Origin of the sequence: Haloferula sargassicola (assembly GCF_040362925.1) — a bacterium.
Classification (GTDB): Bacteria; Verrucomicrobiota; Verrucomicrobiia; order Verrucomicrobiales; family Akkermansiaceae; genus Haloferula; species Haloferula sargassicola.
In genome coordinates this window covers 97,107-113,452 of record NZ_BAABRI010000015.1, presented here as the reverse complement: position 1 = coordinate 113,452, position 16,346 = coordinate 97,107, and the positions used below count along the sequence as shown (strand labels likewise).

Genomic DNA, 16,346 nt, shown 5'->3' with positions numbered 1-16,346 from the left:
GCTTAGTTCCAGAAAGCGGTGAAGTAGATGACGAGCACCACGCCGATCCCGAGCAGGAAGGCGTAGCCCTGGAGGTTGCCGGCCTGGGCGCGGCGGAAGAGGTTGCCGAAGGACTGCGAAAGGCGGGTCGAACCGCCGACGAGCAGGCCGTTGATGATCCACTCGTCGAAGAAGTGGACGATGGCGGCGAGTCCGTCCTGGACGATGCGGACGACGCCCTTGTCGTAGAAGGCATCGATGTAGAAGCGGTTCTGCAGCAGCGGGATCCTGACCGGATCCTTGTCCTTGCCGGCGTAGAGGATGAAGCCCAGCGCGAGGCCGAGGATCAGGGCTCCGATCGAGGCACCGAGGATGATCAGGTGGCCCTCGGTGTGGCCTTCGTGATGCAAATGACGGGGATCGATGGCGTTGAGCGGGCCGGTGAGCCAGGCTGAGCCGATCGCCATGGCGGCGAGGATGACCAGCGGGCCCCACATCAGCAGGCCGACCTCTTTGGCGTGATCGGCGCTGTGTTCGCGGGGTTTTCCAAGGAAGGCCACCACGAAGGCGCGGGTCATGTAGAAGGTGGTGAGGAAGGCGACGAAGACGGCGATGCCAAACAGGAATTTGTTTTCGCCGTAGGCGGTGGCGAGGATCTCCTCCTTCGAGTAGAAACCGGAGGTCACGAAGGGCACGGCAATGAGGGCCGCGGTGCCGATGGCGAAGGTGAGGCCGGTGATCGGCATCTTTTTCAGCAGTCCGCCCATCTTCCAGATGTCCTGCTCGTGGTGGCAGGCGTAAATGACCGCGCCGGAGCCAAGGAAGAGGAGCGCCTTGAACCAGGCGTGGGTGAAGAGGTGGAACATGCCGGCTTCGCCACCGCCGAGACCGACCGCCATGACCATGTAGCCGAGCTGCGAGAGGGTCGAGTAGGCGAGGACGCGCTTGATGTCGTTCTGCTGGGTGGCCATCAGCGCGGCGCAGAGCGAGGTGATGCCGCCGGTCCAGGCGATCACGCGGCCGGCGATGCCTTCGAAGGCCTCGGGGCCGAGTTCGACCTGCACGCGGAAGAGCATGTAAACGCCGGCGGCGACCATGGTGGCGGCGTGAATGAGGGCGGAGACCGGAGTCGGGCCTTCCATCGCGTCGGGCAGCCAGACGTGGAGCGGCATCTGGGCGGACTTGCCGACCGCGCCGCAGAACACGCAGAGGATGGCCGCGGCGAGCAGTCCGCCGACGAGGTTCGGGTGGGCGGCGGCGAAGGTGGCGAGGCCGCCTTGCATGTCATCGAAAACGAAGGTGCCGGTGAGCCCGAACACGAGCAGGATGCCGACCATGAAGCCGAAGTCACCGATCCGGTTCACCATGAAGGCCTTGTTGGCGGCATCGGCGGCGGAGGCTTTCTGATACCAGTGACCGATCAGGAGGTAGGAGGACAGGCCCACCAACTCCCAGAAGATGAAGGTCATGATGAAGTTGCCGGCGAGGACGATGCCGGTCATCGAGAACATGAAGAGCGACAGGCCGGTGAAGTAGCGGGCCTTGGCCCCATCGTCCGCCATGTAGGCGAGCGAGAAGATGTGGACCAGCGAGCCGATGCCGGTGACGACGATCATCATCCCGGTCGAGAGCGCATCGAGCTTCAGCTGAATCGGCAGGGTGAAGTCACCGATCGTGATCCACGGGAACGGGGCGGTCATCTCGTCCTTGCCGAGGAGCGAGAAAGAGATGCCTAGCGTTACGACCACCGATGCCACGGACACCATCGAGGCGAGGAAGGCGTTCCGCTTCAGGTAGAGCTGGTTCACCGCTGCGGCGCAGAGGGGAAGGAGGAGAAGAAGCCAGGGCATGAAGGACATCGGATTCAGAAATGGGAAACCACGGATTAAGGGATTGGGGGATTTTTATTCCGTGGATTTGGGGCGCTTGTTGAGGATTCGCCGGAATTCGAGGGAGGGCTTGGCGAAGTTCAGGATGAGTCCGGCCTCAAGCCCGGTCACCGCGAGGTAGCTGAGCGTCTGAGCGATGTGGACCTCGTGGATCTCACGGACGACCTTGTTTTCGAGAAGCACCTTCGAATCGACGATCAGGTCGGTGATCAACTTACTCACGACGTGACCCTTGTAGATCACCGGAAACGTCTCCTGCTGAGTGAACGAAATCTGATGCTCGGCCAATTCGAGGCACATCGAGTTTTCGTAACTACGTTCGTCCAAGCCCGGACCATGAAAACGATGCACGGCCATCGCGAAACCGATCAGTTGTTCGGTTAGATCGCTATGAGGAGCAGTGAAGCGTTCCTGTTTCATGGAATCCCAAATCCCTTAATCCGTAAATCCGTGGTTCAACTTCAGTCGCGCAGGGTCGTCAGTTCGTCGGTGTGGATCGTTTGCCGCGCGCGGTAGAGGGCGACGATGATCGCGAGGCCGACGGCCACCTCGGCGGCGGCGACGGTGATGACGAAGAAGACGAGCATTTGGCCGTTGTAGTCGGGCAAGCCGTGGGCACCGTTGAAGCGGGAAAAGGCGACCAGAGTCAGGTTCGCGGCGCTCAGCATCAGCTCGAGGCACATGAACACGACGATGATGTTCCGCCGCATGACCACACCGGCGAGACCGATGGCGAAGAGAAGGCCGGAGACGAGCAGGTAGGAATTCAGGGAGGCCATGGAGAGAGTAGCGGGTAGCAGGTAGCCAGTAGCAAGGGTGTCAGGTGCAGGGTCGGACGGATTGCGAGAGCCCGATCAGGACTCGCTTGGCTTCCAGGGCGGATTCACGGAGGGCAGCGGTGTCGGCGTACCCGAGGTCTTGGGCAAGGAGAAGTTGGTAGCGTGCCTCCTCAAGCGAGGCTTCGGCGATGTTGTAGTGGCGCGCCTTGTCAGCATTCGACCACCGTGAAAATCCCTCAACAATGTTGGATGGAGTCGAGATAGCGGCTCGGCGGACTTGAGAGGTCAAACAGAACATTTCCTCTTTCGGGAGCTCACGGGTCACCCGATAAACACCAAGCACGAACTCATGCGCCTTCTGCCAGGCGGTGAGATCCTCGAATCGTTGGATTTTGCTCATGGTGATTTCGCTTGCTACTGGCTACCTGCTACCCGCTACACCGACTGGCGTTTGGAAAGGACGACGACGCCGACGGTGGCGACCAGCAGGAGGACGCCGATGATCTGAAGCGGCAGGTTGTAGCCGGTGAAGGCGACCTGGCCGACGAGATTGACGTCGGGCAGGTGACCGGCCTGGAGCTTTTCGGAAAGGCCCGGGCTTTCCGCGTAGTGCGCGGCGGCGGCGGTGAGATCCAGCGGCTCGGCGGCCTTGTCGGGCGAGTGGCCGAGGATGCCGATGAGCTGGATGGTGAAGGCGAGGACGATGCCGAGTCCGCCGATGGCGGGAACCAGCCTCGGCGTGCGCTTCTGCTCGGTCTTCAGGTCGAGTAGCATGATGATGAACAGGAACAGCACCATGATCGCCCCGGCATACACGAGGATCTGCATGATCCCGACGAAGAAGGCGTTCAGACCGATGAAAAGTCCGGCGAGTCCGACGAACGAGGCGACCATCGCGAGGGCGGAAGCGACCGGGTTCGGCAGCACGATGACCGCGAGCCCGCCTAGCAGCATCAGGAGGGCGAAGGTCCAGAAAAAGACGAGAGGCATGGGGAGGTCAGGGTAGGAAGCTTACTTCAGCTCGTTCCACTTGTTGACGAGACCGACGCGCTTGCCGCCGATTTCGTAGAGCTTCTTTTTGTCGTGCATCATCTCGGCGCGGCTGCCGCCGGCGATGAGGTAGTCTTTTCGAAGGAAAATGGCCTGCTCGGGGCAGACTTCCTCACACATGCCGCAGTAGATGCAGCGGGTCATATCGATATCGAACTCCTTGGGCCGCTTCTCGACCTTGGCCCACGGGTCGTCGCTGGGGATTTCGCCGGGCTCGATGGCGATCGCCTTGGGCGGGCAGATGAATTCGCAGAGCTGGCAGGAAACGCAGCGCTCGCGGCCTTGTTCGTCGGTCACCAGGGCGGGGGCGCCGCGGTAGTATTCCGGAAGTTGGTCGTCCCAGCGCTGCTCGGGGAACTGCATGGTGGCGCCGAGACCGGAAGACGCGAGATCGCTGGCGCCGCGGGTTTTTCCGCGCAGCGAGTCGAAGGCGTGCTTCATGGTGATGAAGAAGCCTTTGACGATGGCTCCGAGGTAGAGCTTTTCGCCGGTCGCGAGGTCGGGGCGTTTGACTTTGATGACTGCCATCGAGTGGAGAAGGGGAAATCAGTTCGAGCCGAGCAGGCCGTAATTCGGCTGTGGCTTGGGTTCGGACGAGCGCAGCGCCCAGAGCAGGCCGGCGGTCACGGCGAGAAGCACGACTGCGCCGATGATGGTGATCGCGGTGCCGAGTTGCGGAGCCGCGATCACGAGGGCGGCGAGGAAGACATTGATCAGGGCGGCCTCGAAGAAGATCACCCAGCCGAGGCGCATGAGCTGGTCGTAGCGGAAACGGGGCACGGTCCAGCGGACGAGGATGAAGAACAGGATGAAGGTCACCAGTTTCGTCATGAAGACGCCGAGATGGATCAGTCCGCCGACCTTGAAGCCGCCGATGGCGAGGTGGGACACGGCGTCATCGAGCCCGAAGCCCATCGACCAGCCGCCGAGGAAGAGGGTGACGATCATGGCCGAGCCGATGACCATGGCGGCGTATTCGCCCATGAAGAACATGGCGAACTTCATTGATGAGTATTCGGTATGGTAGCCGCCGACGAGTTCGGTTTCGCACTCCGGAAGGTCGAAGGGCATGCGGTTGGTTTCCGCGAAGATCGAGACGGTGAAGATGATGAAAGCGATCGCCGCCGGGATCCAGAAGAGGAGCTTCGAGACGAAGGTGTGGTCGGCATCGTGACCCCACAAGGGCAGCAGCAGCCAGCCGTGCTGGGCTTGTTGCTCGACGATGTTGGAGAGGTTGAGGTCGCCGTAGTAGAGAAGGACCGGGATGATCGAAAGGCCGAGCGCGATTTCGTAAGAAATCATCTGCGCGGTCGAACGGACGCCACCGACGAAGGGATACTTCGAGTTGGAGGACCAGCCGGCCAGCGTGATGCCGTAAACCGACAGCGAGGCGATCGCGAAGACGAACAGCGGGCCGACGTCGAGGTCGGCGATGACCAGTTTCACTTCCTCGCCGGAGAAGCCGATCGGCGAGCCGAAGGGGATCACGCAGACGGTGATGAGGGAGGGCACAACGACCAGCGCGGGGGCGAGCCAATAGAATGCCTTGCGAACGTGGGTGGGCGTGAAGTCCTCCTTGAGGAAGAGCTTGAGACCGTCGGCCATCGGCTGCACGAGCCCGAAGAAGTGGAAATCTTTCTTGGCACCGAAAAGTGTGAGCGGGATACCGACGCGGTTGGGGCCGACGCGGTCCTGGATGATGGCGGAAAAGCGGCGCTCGAAGTAAACGGAGATCGGCACCAGCGGCAGCACCACCATGAAGGTGAGGCCGATGACCTTGGCGGCGATGATGGCCAGTTGAACGAGGAAATCCATGAGGTCAGGGAAAAGGGGATCAGCCGACGATTTCGCCGGAGGCCTTGCGGGCGGCTTCGTTTTCGAGGAGCGGGATGGTGACGCCGGTCTCGGTGACGGGGACCCCGAGGTCGCCGATCTTCGACAGCGTCATGTCGGCGAACTCCGGCACGCCGGCGGCCATGTCCTTGAAGACGTCCTCGATGAGGAAGGGGCCGGTCTCGCCGGAAAGGTCGCGGAGGATTTCCCAGTCGTCGCGGGCTTCGGCGGGCGGCTCGATCGCGCGGTTGAGGCGTTGGAGGCGACCGGTCACGTTGACCATCGAGCCGCGCTTTTCGGCGAAAGCCGCGCCCGGCAGGACGACGTGGCTGGCTTCAGCGGTCGGGCCGGCGAGGAGCTGGACGGAGGCGAGGAACTCGAGCTTGGCGAGGTCTCCGGTGGAAAGGCCGGCTTCGGCGGTGAGGTCTTCGCCGAGGTTGAGCACGGCCTTGATCGAGCCGTTGCGGATGCCGTCGGCGATGGCCGACAGGCGGAAGGCGGTGTCCTCGCGACGCCACACCAGCTTGGCACCGGTGGTGTTCGGGTTGCGGTCGGCGGAGATCAGCAGGCCGTCGCTTTCGCCCATGCGGGGAACCGTCGTGACCTGCTCGATGCCGTGCTGGTGGGCCAGCTTCATCGCCATGTGCAGCTCCTCATTGGTCATGCGCGCCGAGGCGACGATCGCGATCTGGTCGGCCGAGTAGCGGGCGAGGGCCTCGCGGACCGCGGCCAGCGCGTTGGCCCACGTGGCGGGTTGGTGTTTTCCATCCAGCTTCACCATCGGCTCGGTGAGGCGCTCGGGCGAGTCGATGTAGTGGAAATTCAGGCGGTGCGAGTCGGGCATCCAGCACGAGTTGACCTCGTCATTCTGGCGCGGGGTGATGCGGTAGATCGTTTCGCCGCGGGTCCAGACGATGATGTTGGCGCCGGTGCCGCAGTTGACGTCGATGGTCTTGGTTTCCTTCAGGAACCAGACGCGCATCTCGAAGCGGAAATCGTTGCTGGTGAGCGCGCCGACCGGGCAGATGTCGGCGGTGTTGAGCGAGTAATTCGAGTCGAGCTTGCGGCCCGGGTGAACCGTGAGCGTGGTGTAGGTGCCGCGCTGGGTGAAGCCGAGCACCGGATCGTCGGCGACCTCGCCCATGAAGCGGATGCACCGGCTGCACATGATGCAGCGCTCGTCGTCGAGGCGGATGCGCGGGCCAATGTCGACGTTCTTCGGCTTCTTCACCTTCATGTCGATGAAGCGCGAATGGCCGCGGCCGTAGCCGACCGAGTGCTCCTGCAGGCGGCATTCGCCGGCTTGGTCGCAGATCGGGCAATCGAGCGGGTGATTGATGAGCAGGAACTCCATCACGCCCTCACGGACCTTCTCGACGAGTTCGCCGTGGGTGCGGATGCCCATGTTTTCCGCGACGGTGTTCGCGCAGGCGATGACCGGGCGGGGCATCCAGCCGATTTCCTGATAGCCCTCGTCATTGTAGGCCGGGTCCTGGCCGGGGGCCGGGCGTGGTGGCATGCCCATCTGGACGAGGCACATGCGGCAGTTGCCGGGCGAGGAAAGCTTGGGGTGGTAGCAGTAGTGCGGGACGTCGACCTGAAACATCCGGCAGGCCTCGATCATCCGCGTGCCCTTGGGAACCTGGCGCCAGACGCCGTCGATCTGCACGTTGACCATGCCCTTTTCGGCGGCAAGATCCTTGGGGAGGCGGGCTTCTGCGGTGGAGGCGGAATCGCTCATGTCAATGCGAGGAAACGTGCTTGAGGCACGGCCGGGAGGCGGCGCGGCGGGAATATGGAAACCGCCCCAGCCAGCGGCAAGCGCACTTTGTGAAAAATTTCACAAACTCGGACCGTTGGCGAGGACGCATCGCCCGAACCCGCGAGGATATGCGGAAATCGGGCGTTTCGAAGCAGGAATCAGGCCCGGCTGATGTAGGAACCGTCTTCGGTTTTGATCAGCAAACGTTCGCCCGGATTGATGAAAAGCGGTGCCTGGATGACGAGGCCGGTTTCCATGGTCACCGTCTTGTTGGCGTTGTTGGCGGAGTCGCCCTTGATGCCTTCGGGGGCCTCGGCGACGGTCATTTCCATGGAGGGCGGAAGCTCGATGTCGGCCACCACGCCGTCGGCGAAGAGGAGGGTGTAGATCTGGCCTTCGATCAGGTAGTCGCGGACCAGGTCGATGATTTCCTCGGGCACCACGACGTCGTCGTAGGTCTCGTTGTGGAGGAAATGGTGGCCGGCGGAGTCTTTGTAGGAGTATTCGTGGGGGATGCGCTCGAGCATCACGCCTTCCATCGAGTCGTTCGAGGTCAGGCGGAGGTTGGAAACCTTCTTGGTGGCCACGCTGCGGATCGACATCTGCACGTAGGACGCCATGCGTGGAGGGGTCTTGAGTTCGTGGGAGATCACGACGCAGACGTCGCCGTTGTGACGGACCGCGTGACCGCGGCGGAGGTTGATGACAGGAGTGCTGGCCATGTTGCGCAGCGGGATAGGCGGCGGCCCGGCCGATGGCAAGGATGGAGTGGAGGCTGCGATGGGTGGGGCGGAGTCACGAGAGGAGTTGCAGGATGCGCGGGACGGGGTGGATGAATGAGATGGGATTCCGGGGGTTCGGCGGCTGCGGGTTTTTGTGACAGGACCGTGACGCCGGGAGACCGCAGCTTGGACGGAGCAGTCCCGATTTGGAAGAAAACCAGCGACTTAGGGCGGATTGAGCTTTGTGACATCCGCGTGACAAAACCGTCACACAATCCGGCTACGCGTGACATTTCCGTCATCCTAAGAACCGCGGCGTCCACCCGACGGACATCCACGCAAACCATGAACGCGCTTCCATCGGCCCTTTCCACCGGCCTCCGCTGTGCCCTTTACGGGATCCTCGCCACCACCGCCCTCGGCGGGGAAATCGAAACCGTCGCGCCCGCTCCCGCCCCGGCCAACTCCGGCGACTGGTGCGAGTGGCTCGGCAACAAGCCGGGCACGCTTTACAAGAGCGACAATCCCTTCATCCAGGAATTCGGCGTGTTCGGACGATTCCAATGGCAGGCGGCCTACATGACGGGCGAGGACGTCAATGGCTACGAGTTCAGCGACGACTACACCGAAGTCCGCCGTTTCCGTCTGGGTGCCCAGCTCAAGTTCCTCAACTTTTTCACCGCCAAGGCGAACGTGAACCTCGCTGACGATGCCCGTCACTCGACCACCCGCTTCCCCGGCGATGACCAACTGGGTTGGGGCTACGAGGACTTCGATGAGGCCCTGCTGATCTTCGATGCCAAGAAAGCCTTCGGGATCGAGCAGCTCGACGCCCTCGAAGTCGCCTACGGTCGCCACAAATTCGTGCTCGGCTCGGAGGCGCGGACTTCGTCCAAAAAGCTGCTCACCGTCGAGCGGTCCGCCATTTCCAACAAGGTCTACGACAGCCTGCGCCCGACCGGCCTCTCCGTGAACGCGGCCAAGGGCGACTGGGAGTTCGCCGCCGCGATCTACAGCACGGATGCCGACGTCAACGGCGACAACGTCGATTTCATCGGCGGCTGGAACGACGGACTGGCCTACTATCTGGGCGTCGGCTACCAGGCCACCGACGAGCTCTCCTTCTACTGGGACATGGTCTACAATGACGCCCAGGCGACGAGTGGCGAGGACTCGCTGTGGGGCTACGAGTGGGCGACCGCGTTCACCGCAACTTATGACCAGGGATCCTGGGGGGTGATCGCCGACCTCTATTACGGGGACAATGGCGATGCGGACAACGGCGTGGGCAGGGCCAACCGCCAGGGCGATTTCTGGGGCCTGGTTGTCATGCCCCACCTGTGGCTCGTCCAGGACAAGCTGGAGGGTGTGGTGCGCTACCAGTACGCCGGTGCCTCCGAGGATCAGGGCATTCGGGCCAACAGCCGCTACGTCCGCCGCGATCACGGCCCGGTCGTCAATGTGAACTCCGGCCGCGGCAACGAACACCACTCGATCTACGGCGGCCTGAACTACTACCTCTGCGGCCACAACCTGAAGGTGCAGACCGGCCTCGAGTATGAGTGGTTCAATGCGCCGGGCGTCGGCGTGGCTGGCGACGTCAGCGCCACCACCTACTGGTTCGGCTTCCGAAGCTTCTTCTAAACCCTGGGTTTCCCAGCCCGGGCAGGCGGACCGCGCATCGACCGCCTGCCCGGGTGACGGGTTCGACATCGCCGCTGGATCGCCTGGGTGACAACACCGTCACCAATGAGCCAGTGGCAAACTTCCTGACATTTCCGATCTGTCGGCCGCGCCCAATCAGCGGCCATTTCACGTCACTGAAAAAACGTACATCCCATGAAAACGATCCTTACCGGCATCTTCGCCGCCAGTCTCGCCGCCGCTTCGGCCGCGGAATCGCACCTCGATGAAAACCTCGCCAGCTACGAGCCGGTCTCCGGCGTGTCGGGCAGCCTCTCGTCCGTCGGCTCGGACACGCTGAACAACCTCATGACCTTGTGGGCGGAGGGCTTCAAGAAGGCCTATCCGAACGTCACCATCTCGATCGAGGGCAAGGGCTCCTCGACCGCGCCGCCGGCCCTGATGGAGGGCACCTCGCAGCTCGGGCCGATGAGCCGCCCGATGAAGGCCGAGGAAATGGACGCCTTTGAGAAAAAGTTCGGCTACAAGCCGACCGAGGTGAAGGTCGCCATCGACGCCCTCGCCGTGTTCGCCCACAAGGACAACCCGATCGAAGGTCTCAGCCTGAAGCAGGTCGACGGCATCTTTTCCAGCACCCGCAAGAGCGGCAGCGAGGACCTCACCGAGTGGGGCCAGCTCGGCCTCGACGCCTGGAAGGGCCGCCCGATCTCGCTCTACGGCCGCAACTCGGCTTCCGGCACCTACGGCTTCTTCCAGGAGCACGTGCTCGGCAAGGGCGACTACAAGGCGACCGTCAAGGAGCAGCCCGGTTCCTCGGCCGTGGTGCAGGGCGTCGGCGGCGACCAGTATGCGCTCGGCTACTCGGGCATCGGCTACAAGACCTCCGGCGTGCGCGCCCTGCCGCTTTCCAGCGATGGGGGTGAGTTCTTCGAGGCCACCTACGACAACGCGCTGTCCGGCGACTACCCGCTGGCCCGCTTCCTCCTGATCTACGTCAACAAGAAGCCCGGCGAGGCGCTGCCGAAGACCACGCTCGAGTTCCTCAAATACGTGCTTTCCAAGGAAGGCCAGGCGATCGTCGAAAAGGACGGCTACTTCCCGCTGCCGGCGGAGGTGGTGACCGAGCAAGTCGACTCGCTTTCCAAGTAATGCCGGATTGACCGAAGGCCCGGCAGGGGACAGCACTTTCGGCGTCGAAGTTGTCACTTCGGCCGGATTGCCCCTTGCCGGGTCTTTCCATTGCTTGCCCGCGCGAGAATGAGCCCCGCATCCCCGCCCACACCCGATCCCAAGCGCTTCGAAGTTTCGAAGAGGACGCTGCTGCTGGACCGGGTCATGACCCAGCTGATCCGCATCGGCGGACTTGCGGTGATCGTGGCGGTGTTCGGGATTTTCTTTTTCATCGTCCGGGAAATCCTGCCGCTCTTCTCGGGGGCGCACGTCGCAGCCGAGGAGGTCGTGGAAACCCCCGGCGGCCGGCCCCTGGTCCTGGGCGTCGATGAGTGGGGCGAGATGCCCTTTCTTTACCGCGGCGACGGCCAGGTGGTCTTCGTCAGCATGGCCGATGGTGCCCGCCAGGTGGTGCCGGTGCCCTCGCTTGAGGGACTCGCGCCGTCCGCGGTGGCTTATGATCCGGTGCATCGCCGGGTGGCGGTCGGGCTCGGCGACGGGCGGGTGGGCTCGTTCCGGGTCGTTTATGAAACGAAGTTCAACGAGGCCGGCGAGCGTTCGATCCTGCCGACGATCGAGGCCGAGCCTTGGTTCGAGGACAGCATCGGCGAAGGCCCGGTCACCGCGCTTTCGTACGGCGACGGCGGCGACAAGCGCCTGCTGGTCGTGGCCCGTCAGTCCGGGCTCGCCGCCCTGCGCCTCGGCCAGAAGCGGGCGCTGATCGGCAAGCCGAAGTTGACGCTCCAAGGCACCGCGGACCTGACGGCGGAGGTGGGCTCGCCGGTGGTGTCCATCGTTTCCTCGCAAAACGGTGAAGCGGCGCTGGTCGCGGGTGCCGATGGCAAAGTCCGCTACTTCCAGGTCGATGGCGGTGAAGTGACGCTCAGGCAGACCTTCGCGCCCTTCGGCGACACCCCGCCGGCGCGGATGGATTACCTGTTCGGCGGCGTTTCCGTGGCCATGACGGACACCACGGGGCACCAGAAGATCTACAGCCTGTTCCGCCCCGAGGGCTCGACCGTGCGCCTGTTCGGCGAAACGAAGGAGTTCGACCGTGTCGGCGAGGGCGTGCCGGTGTTCGCGCCGAGCCTGCGCAACAAGAGCTTCCTCACGGGTGCGGGCGGAACGCTGTCGGTGCGTCACCTCACCTCGGGCTCGACCCGCTGGGAGGGCAAGGCGGAGTTCGTGCCGGTCGCCGCCACCATCGATGGCAAAACCGAACACTTCTTCATCGCCGGCGACGACGGTCGCATCCAGCGCTTCGAACTGGAGGACCCGCATCCCGAGGCCGGCTGGCGGGCCTTCTTCGGCAAGGTCTGGTATGAAGGCGGCTCCGAGCCGGTTTTCCAGTGGCAGTCGACCGGTGGCTCGGACGACTTCGAGCCGAAGCTGTCGCTGATTCCGTTGATCGTCGGCTCGCTGAAAGGCACCTTCTACGCGCTGCTGTTTTCCATCCCGATCGCGCTCCTGGCGGCGGTCTTTTCCGCAGCCTTCCTGCCGCACGACATGAAGCGCGTGGTGAAGCCCGCCATGGAAATCATGGCCTCGCTGCCCTCGGTCGTGCTCGGTTTCCTCGCCGGCATCTGGCTGGCGCCGATCATCGAGGACAAGGTGCCGTCGATCCTGCTGGTCTGCCTTTCGCTGCCGGTTTCCGCGCTGCTGGTCGGGCTGATCTGGAGCCGCCAGCCGATGGCCATCCGCGGCAAGTTCGAAGGCGGTCGCGAGTGGATGGTGCTGCTGCCGGTGCTAGTGCTCGTCGGCTGGATCGCCTGGGAGCTGGGACCGGTGCTCGAAAGGCTGGCCTTTGTTTACAAGGACGCCTCGACTGGCAAGGAGATCGCCGATTTCCGCCTGTGGTGGCCGCAGGTGACCGGGCTGTCCTTTGACCAACGGAACTCGCTGGTGGTCGGCTTCATGATGGGCTTTGCGGTCATCCCGGTCATTTTCACGATTGCCGAGGACGCGCTCTCGAACGTGCCGAAGACCCTCACCGCCGCGTCCGCCGCGCTCGGGGCGAGCCGCTGGCAGGTGGTGCGCACGGTGATCATCCCGGTCGCCTCGCCGGGGATCTTCTCCGCCTTGATGATCGGCTTCGGCCGCGCGGTGGGGGAAACGATGATCGTGGTGATGGCCACCGGCAACACACCGGTGACCGAGTGGAACATCTTCAGCGGCATGCGCACGCTGTCGGCGAACATCGCCGTCGAGCTGCCCGAGGCCGCGCCGGGCTCCACCCACTACCGCACGCTGTTCCTCGGCGCGCTCGTGCTTTTCATGCTCACCTTCATCCTCAACAGCGTCGCCGAGGTCATGCGCCAGCGGCTGCGCGAGAAAAACAAGCTCGTCTGATCCATGGCCCGCTCCGACAAGCCATTCTCGACCACCGGCCGCTCGCGGCGGGGAGAGCCGCTCGTATGGCTGACCGCCGCCGGGCTGGCGATCGGCGTGCTGCTGACCGTCTCGCTGCTCGGGCTCGTGGTCTACAAGGGCCTCGAGTCCTTTTGGCCGGGCCGTATCATGGTCTGGGAGGTCGCGAAGGACGGGGGCCACGAAACGATCGCCGGCTATGAAGTCCAGGAACGGACCCGCCGCGATCTGGATGGCACGACCCACGCCGAGGTGCAGGTTTTCCGGGGAAACGCGGAACTCTATGGGGAAAAGTTCATCTATCTCGACCGCGCCGACCTGCAGACCGGCACCGAGCCGGATGACATCCTGCTCATCGAGCGGATGGAAGGCGGGCTTGTCATCGGGCGGGCCCGGGCGCTTGAACTCGACGGTGGAGAAACGCTGGCGCCGGATGCGACCGATTTCCGCAAACGACTGGAGGGCCTGATCCAGACCAGCAAGGAGCGACGCAAGGAGCTCAAGCACATCGAGAAGAAGGAAATCGGCCGCAACGCGAAGCGGGTGAAGGAGCTGACTCTCCAACAAAAGCTTCACGGCGAAAGCGAGGCGATCGACAGGGAACTCGCCAGCCTCCAGGCCGAGTTCCAGAAGCTCGACGCCGAACGCGGCGAGATCCGCAAGCAACTGGACGCCGACCACCTGGTGGTGCTGTCCGCCGACGATCGGGAAATCCGCATCGCAGGCGGGGAGCTGCTGCATGTCTACCGGCCGAACCAGGCCGGTTTCTTCGGCCGCCTCGGCGAGATGCTGCGTCGCATCTGGGAATTCCTCAGCACCGACCCGCGAGAGGCGAACACCGAGGGCGGGGTGTTTCCGGCGATCTTCGGCACGGTCGTGATGACGCTGGTGATGAGCCTGTTCGTCACGCCATTCGGCGTCATCGCGGCGATCTATCTTCGCGAATACGCGAAACAAGGGCCGCTGGTCCGCGCGGTGCGGATTTCCGTCAACAACCTCGCCGGCGTGCCCTCGATCGTCTTCGGCGTGTTCGGCCTGGCCTTCTTCATCTACTTCGTCGGCGGCGTGTTCGACTCCTGGTTTTTCCCGAACAGTGAGGAGCCGGTCTACAAAAGCGGTGGCATCCTGTGGGCCTCGCTCACGCTCGCGCTGCTTACCGTGCCGGTGGTCATCGTGGCCACCGAGGAAGCGCTCGCCGCCGTCCCGCGAGGCGTCCGCGAGGCGGCGCTCGCCTGCGGAGCCTCGAAGTGGCAGGCAATCCAACGCGTGGTCCTGCCGGCCTCCTTGCCCGGCATCCTGACGGGCGTCATCCTCGCCATGGCCCGCGGGGCGGGGGAGGTCGCGCCGCTGATGCTCGTCGGCGTGGTGAAGATCGCGCCCGACTTGCCGATCGATGCCACCGCGCCCTTCGTTCATCCGGAGCGTCAGTTCATGCACCTCGGGTTCCACATCTACGATCTCGGCTTCCAGTCGCCCGACTCCGAGGCCGCCAAGCCGATGGTGTTCGCCACCACGCTGCTGCTGATCACGATCGTCGTCGTCATGAACCTGAGCGCGATCATCATCCGCAACCGGCTCCGCAAGAAGTACGCCACCAGTAGTTTCTAATGCCACGCGAGGACTTCATCGACGTCGACAGCTTCAGCTTTTTCTACGGGGAAAAGCAGGCCCTCTACGACATCGACATGGACATTCCCGAGCGCCAGGTCACGGCGCTCATCGGGCCCTCGGGCTGCGGCAAATCGACCCTGCTGCGGAACATGAACCGGATGAACGACCTGATCGACGGCGTCCGCCACCAGGGCGACATCCGGCTCAACGGCCACAGCCTCTACGACCCGAAAGTGGAGGTGATTTCGCTGCGAAAACGGGTCGGGATGGTGTTCCAGAAATACAATCCCTTCGCCAAATCGATCTACGAGAACGTCGTCTTCAGCCTCCGCGTCGCCGGCCGCAACCGGAAGAAGGAACTCGACGAAGTGGTCGAGCGCTCGCTGACTTCCGCGGCGCTTTGGGACGAGGTGAAGGACCGCCTGCACGACAGCGCCTTCGGACTTTCCGGTGGCCAGCAGCAGCGATTGTGCATCGCCCGCGCGATCGCCAACCAGCCCGAGATCCTCTTGATGGACGAGCCCTGTGCCGCGCTCGACCCGACCGCGACGCTCAAGATCGAGTCGCTGATCCGCGAGCTGAAGCAGCAGTTCACGATCGTCATCGTCACCCACAACATGGAGCAGGCGACCCGCTGCTCCGACCGCACCGCCTTCCTCTACATGGGCCGTCTGATCGAATACGGTCCAACGCTCGAAATCTTCGAGAACCCGAAGGCCGACGAAACTGAAGCCTACATTTCCGGACGATTCAGCTGATGACCGCACCCGTTTCCAACTCCCCGGAGACCGCCATCGCCGTCGATGGCGTGGACTTCTGCTACGGCAGGTCCCGCGCCCTCAAGGAGATCTCGCTGGAGGTGCGAAAGCGCGAAATCGTGGCCTTCATCGGACCTTCAGGCTGTGGAAAATCCACGCTGCTCCGTTGCTTCAACCGCATGAACGATCTCGTGCCCGGAGCCCGCGTGACCCAGGGCACGATCGAGATCGACGGCGTCGAGATCCACAGCCCCGAGGTCGATCCCGTGGAGCTCCGCCGCCGGGTGGGGATGGTGTTTCAAAAGAGCAATCCGTTTCCGCGGACCATCTATGAGAACGTCGCCTACGGGCCCCGGCTGGCCGGGATCTCCGACAAGTCGGAGCTCGACGGCATCGTCGAAAAAGCCCTCCGCGGTTCCGCCCTGTGGGACGAGGTGAAGGACCGCCTCAACGAAAGCGCCTTCGGCCTTTCCGGCGGCCAGCAGCAGCGCCTGTGCATCGCCCGGACGATCGCGGTGAAGCCCGAGATCGTGCTGATGGACGAGCCCTGCTCGGCGCTCGATCCGGTCGCCACCGCCAAGGTCGAGGAGCTGATTCTCGACCTCAAACGGGACTACACGATCGTGATCGTGACCCACAACATGCAGCAGGCCACCCGCGTCTCGGATCGGACGGCCTTCTTTTATCTCGGGGAAATGGTTGAATTCGATGAAACGAGCACGATTTTTTCCAATCCCCGGCGGCAGGAGACGGAAGACTACGTCACCGGCCGCTTCGGTTGA

Annotated in this window: 15 protein-coding genes; 6 read left to right on the top strand and 9 right to left on the bottom strand. The window is 63.6% G+C overall.

Translation table 11 applies throughout. The features are described from left to right. Positions 1-2: 2 nt before the first annotated feature. The 9 genes from nuoL to ABXH26_RS13795 form a co-directional block, all read right to left on the bottom strand. The gene (gene nuoL, locus ABXH26_RS13835; protein WP_353567671.1) at positions 3-1,829 is read right to left on the bottom strand and encodes an NADH-quinone oxidoreductase subunit L; all 1,827 of its coding nucleotides are present in this window, start codon (positions 1,827-1,829) and stop codon (positions 3-5) included. A gap of 54 nt (positions 1,830-1,883) precedes the next feature. Next, positions 1,884-2,288 carry a GxxExxY protein gene (locus ABXH26_RS13830; RefSeq protein WP_353567670.1) on the bottom strand — a complete coding sequence of 135 codons (405 nt, stop codon included), beginning with the start codon at positions 2,286-2,288 and terminating at the stop codon, positions 1,884-1,886. Positions 2,289-2,329: 41 nt separating this feature from the next. Next, on the bottom strand, positions 2,330-2,647 hold the full coding sequence (gene nuoK / locus ABXH26_RS13825; protein ID WP_353567669.1) for an NADH-quinone oxidoreductase subunit NuoK: 318 nt from the start codon (positions 2,645-2,647) through the stop codon (positions 2,330-2,332). 40 nt (positions 2,648-2,687) lie between these two features. Further along, a complete protein-coding gene (locus ABXH26_RS13820) occupies positions 2,688-3,047 on the bottom strand; it encodes a four helix bundle protein (protein ID WP_353567668.1) in 360 nt (119 codons plus the stop codon). A 35-nt stretch (positions 3,048-3,082) separates the two neighbouring features. Further along, positions 3,083-3,637 (bottom strand): NADH-quinone oxidoreductase subunit J family protein, encoded by a 555-nt coding sequence (locus ABXH26_RS13815; RefSeq protein WP_353567667.1) that lies wholly within the window; start codon positions 3,635-3,637, stop codon positions 3,083-3,085. Positions 3,638-3,658: 21 nt separating this feature from the next. Then, positions 3,659-4,225, bottom strand: coding sequence for a NuoI/complex I 23 kDa subunit family protein (locus tag ABXH26_RS13810; RefSeq protein ID WP_353567666.1), 567 nt, complete (start codon positions 4,223-4,225; stop codon positions 3,659-3,661). Between the two features lie 18 nt (positions 4,226-4,243). After that, on the bottom strand, positions 4,244-5,512 hold the full coding sequence (locus ABXH26_RS13805; protein WP_353567665.1) for a complex I subunit 1/NuoH family protein: 1,269 nt from the start codon (positions 5,510-5,512) through the stop codon (positions 4,244-4,246). A gap of 19 nt (positions 5,513-5,531) precedes the next feature. Further along, complete coding sequence (locus ABXH26_RS13800) at positions 5,532-7,271, bottom strand: NADH-quinone oxidoreductase subunit G (protein ID WP_353567664.1); 1,740 nt, start codon at positions 7,269-7,271, stop codon at positions 5,532-5,534. Positions 7,272-7,450: 179 nt separating this feature from the next. After that, positions 7,451-8,014 carry an elongation factor P gene (locus ABXH26_RS13795; RefSeq protein WP_353567663.1) on the bottom strand — a complete coding sequence of 188 codons (564 nt, stop codon included), beginning with the start codon at positions 8,012-8,014 and terminating at the stop codon, positions 7,451-7,453. Positions 8,015-8,359: 345 nt separating this feature from the next. Between ABXH26_RS13795 and ABXH26_RS13790 the strand changes: the two genes are divergently transcribed. From ABXH26_RS13790 to pstB (ABXH26_RS13765), 6 genes are all read left to right on the top strand, one after another. Further along, positions 8,360-9,658: a porin gene (locus tag ABXH26_RS13790; RefSeq protein ID WP_353567662.1), complete on the top strand. Its 1,299-nt coding sequence runs from the start codon at positions 8,360-8,362 to the stop codon at positions 9,656-9,658. Positions 9,659-9,853: 195 nt separating this feature from the next. Continuing rightward, positions 9,854-10,807 (top strand): PstS family phosphate ABC transporter substrate-binding protein, encoded by a 954-nt coding sequence (locus ABXH26_RS13785; RefSeq protein WP_353567661.1) that lies wholly within the window; start codon positions 9,854-9,856, stop codon positions 10,805-10,807. Positions 10,808-10,915: 108 nt separating this feature from the next. Next, positions 10,916-13,177, top strand: coding sequence for an ABC transporter permease subunit (locus ABXH26_RS13780; RefSeq protein WP_353567660.1), 2,262 nt, complete (start codon positions 10,916-10,918; stop codon positions 13,175-13,177). A 3-nt stretch (positions 13,178-13,180) separates the two neighbouring features. After that, positions 13,181-14,803 (top strand): phosphate ABC transporter permease PstA, encoded by a 1,623-nt coding sequence (pstA, locus tag ABXH26_RS13775; protein ID WP_353567659.1) that lies wholly within the window; start codon positions 13,181-13,183, stop codon positions 14,801-14,803. Further along, on the top strand, positions 14,803-15,564 hold the full coding sequence (pstB, locus tag ABXH26_RS13770; protein ID WP_353567658.1) for a phosphate ABC transporter ATP-binding protein PstB: 762 nt from the start codon (positions 14,803-14,805) through the stop codon (positions 15,562-15,564). The genes pstA and pstB (ABXH26_RS13770) overlap by 1 nt, the downstream gene beginning before the upstream one ends. Further along, positions 15,564-16,346, top strand: a complete 783-nt coding sequence (pstB, locus tag ABXH26_RS13765) for a phosphate ABC transporter ATP-binding protein PstB (protein WP_353567657.1) — start codon at positions 15,564-15,566, stop codon at positions 16,344-16,346. The genes pstB (ABXH26_RS13770) and pstB (ABXH26_RS13765) overlap by 1 nt, the downstream gene beginning before the upstream one ends.

Coding starts and splice junctions, on each gene's coding strand:
- ABXH26_RS13800 (WP_353567664.1), bottom strand. CDS start 7,271: ATGAGCGATTCCGCCTCCACCGCAGAAGCCCGCCTCCCCAAGGATCTT.
- ABXH26_RS13810 (WP_353567666.1), bottom strand. CDS start 4,225: ATGGCAGTCATCAAAGTCAAACGCCCCGACCTCGCGACCGGCGAAAAG.
- ABXH26_RS13795 (WP_353567663.1), bottom strand. CDS start 8,014: ATGGCCAGCACTCCTGTCATCAACCTCCGCCGCGGTCACGCGGTCCGT.
- ABXH26_RS13830 (WP_353567670.1), bottom strand. CDS start 2,288: ATGAAACAGGAACGCTTCACTGCTCCTCATAGCGATCTAACCGAACAA.
- ABXH26_RS13780 (WP_353567660.1), top strand. CDS start 10,916: ATGAGCCCCGCATCCCCGCCCACACCCGATCCCAAGCGCTTCGAAGTT.
- ABXH26_RS13820 (WP_353567668.1), bottom strand. CDS start 3,047: ATGAGCAAAATCCAACGATTCGAGGATCTCACCGCCTGGCAGAAGGCG.
- pstB (WP_353567658.1), top strand. CDS start 14,803: ATGCCACGCGAGGACTTCATCGACGTCGACAGCTTCAGCTTTTTCTAC.
- pstB (WP_353567657.1), top strand. CDS start 15,564: ATGACCGCACCCGTTTCCAACTCCCCGGAGACCGCCATCGCCGTCGAT.
- pstA (WP_353567659.1), top strand. CDS start 13,181: ATGGCCCGCTCCGACAAGCCATTCTCGACCACCGGCCGCTCGCGGCGG.
- ABXH26_RS13790 (WP_353567662.1), top strand. CDS start 8,360: ATGAACGCGCTTCCATCGGCCCTTTCCACCGGCCTCCGCTGTGCCCTT.
- nuoL (WP_353567671.1), bottom strand. CDS start 1,829: ATGCCCTGGCTTCTTCTCCTCCTTCCCCTCTGCGCCGCAGCGGTGAAC.
- ABXH26_RS13805 (WP_353567665.1), bottom strand. CDS start 5,512: ATGGATTTCCTCGTTCAACTGGCCATCATCGCCGCCAAGGTCATCGGC.
- ABXH26_RS13785 (WP_353567661.1), top strand. CDS start 9,854: ATGAAAACGATCCTTACCGGCATCTTCGCCGCCAGTCTCGCCGCCGCT.
- ABXH26_RS13815 (WP_353567667.1), bottom strand. CDS start 3,637: ATGCCTCTCGTCTTTTTCTGGACCTTCGCCCTCCTGATGCTGCTAGGC.
- nuoK (WP_353567669.1), bottom strand. CDS start 2,647: ATGGCCTCCCTGAATTCCTACCTGCTCGTCTCCGGCCTTCTCTTCGCC.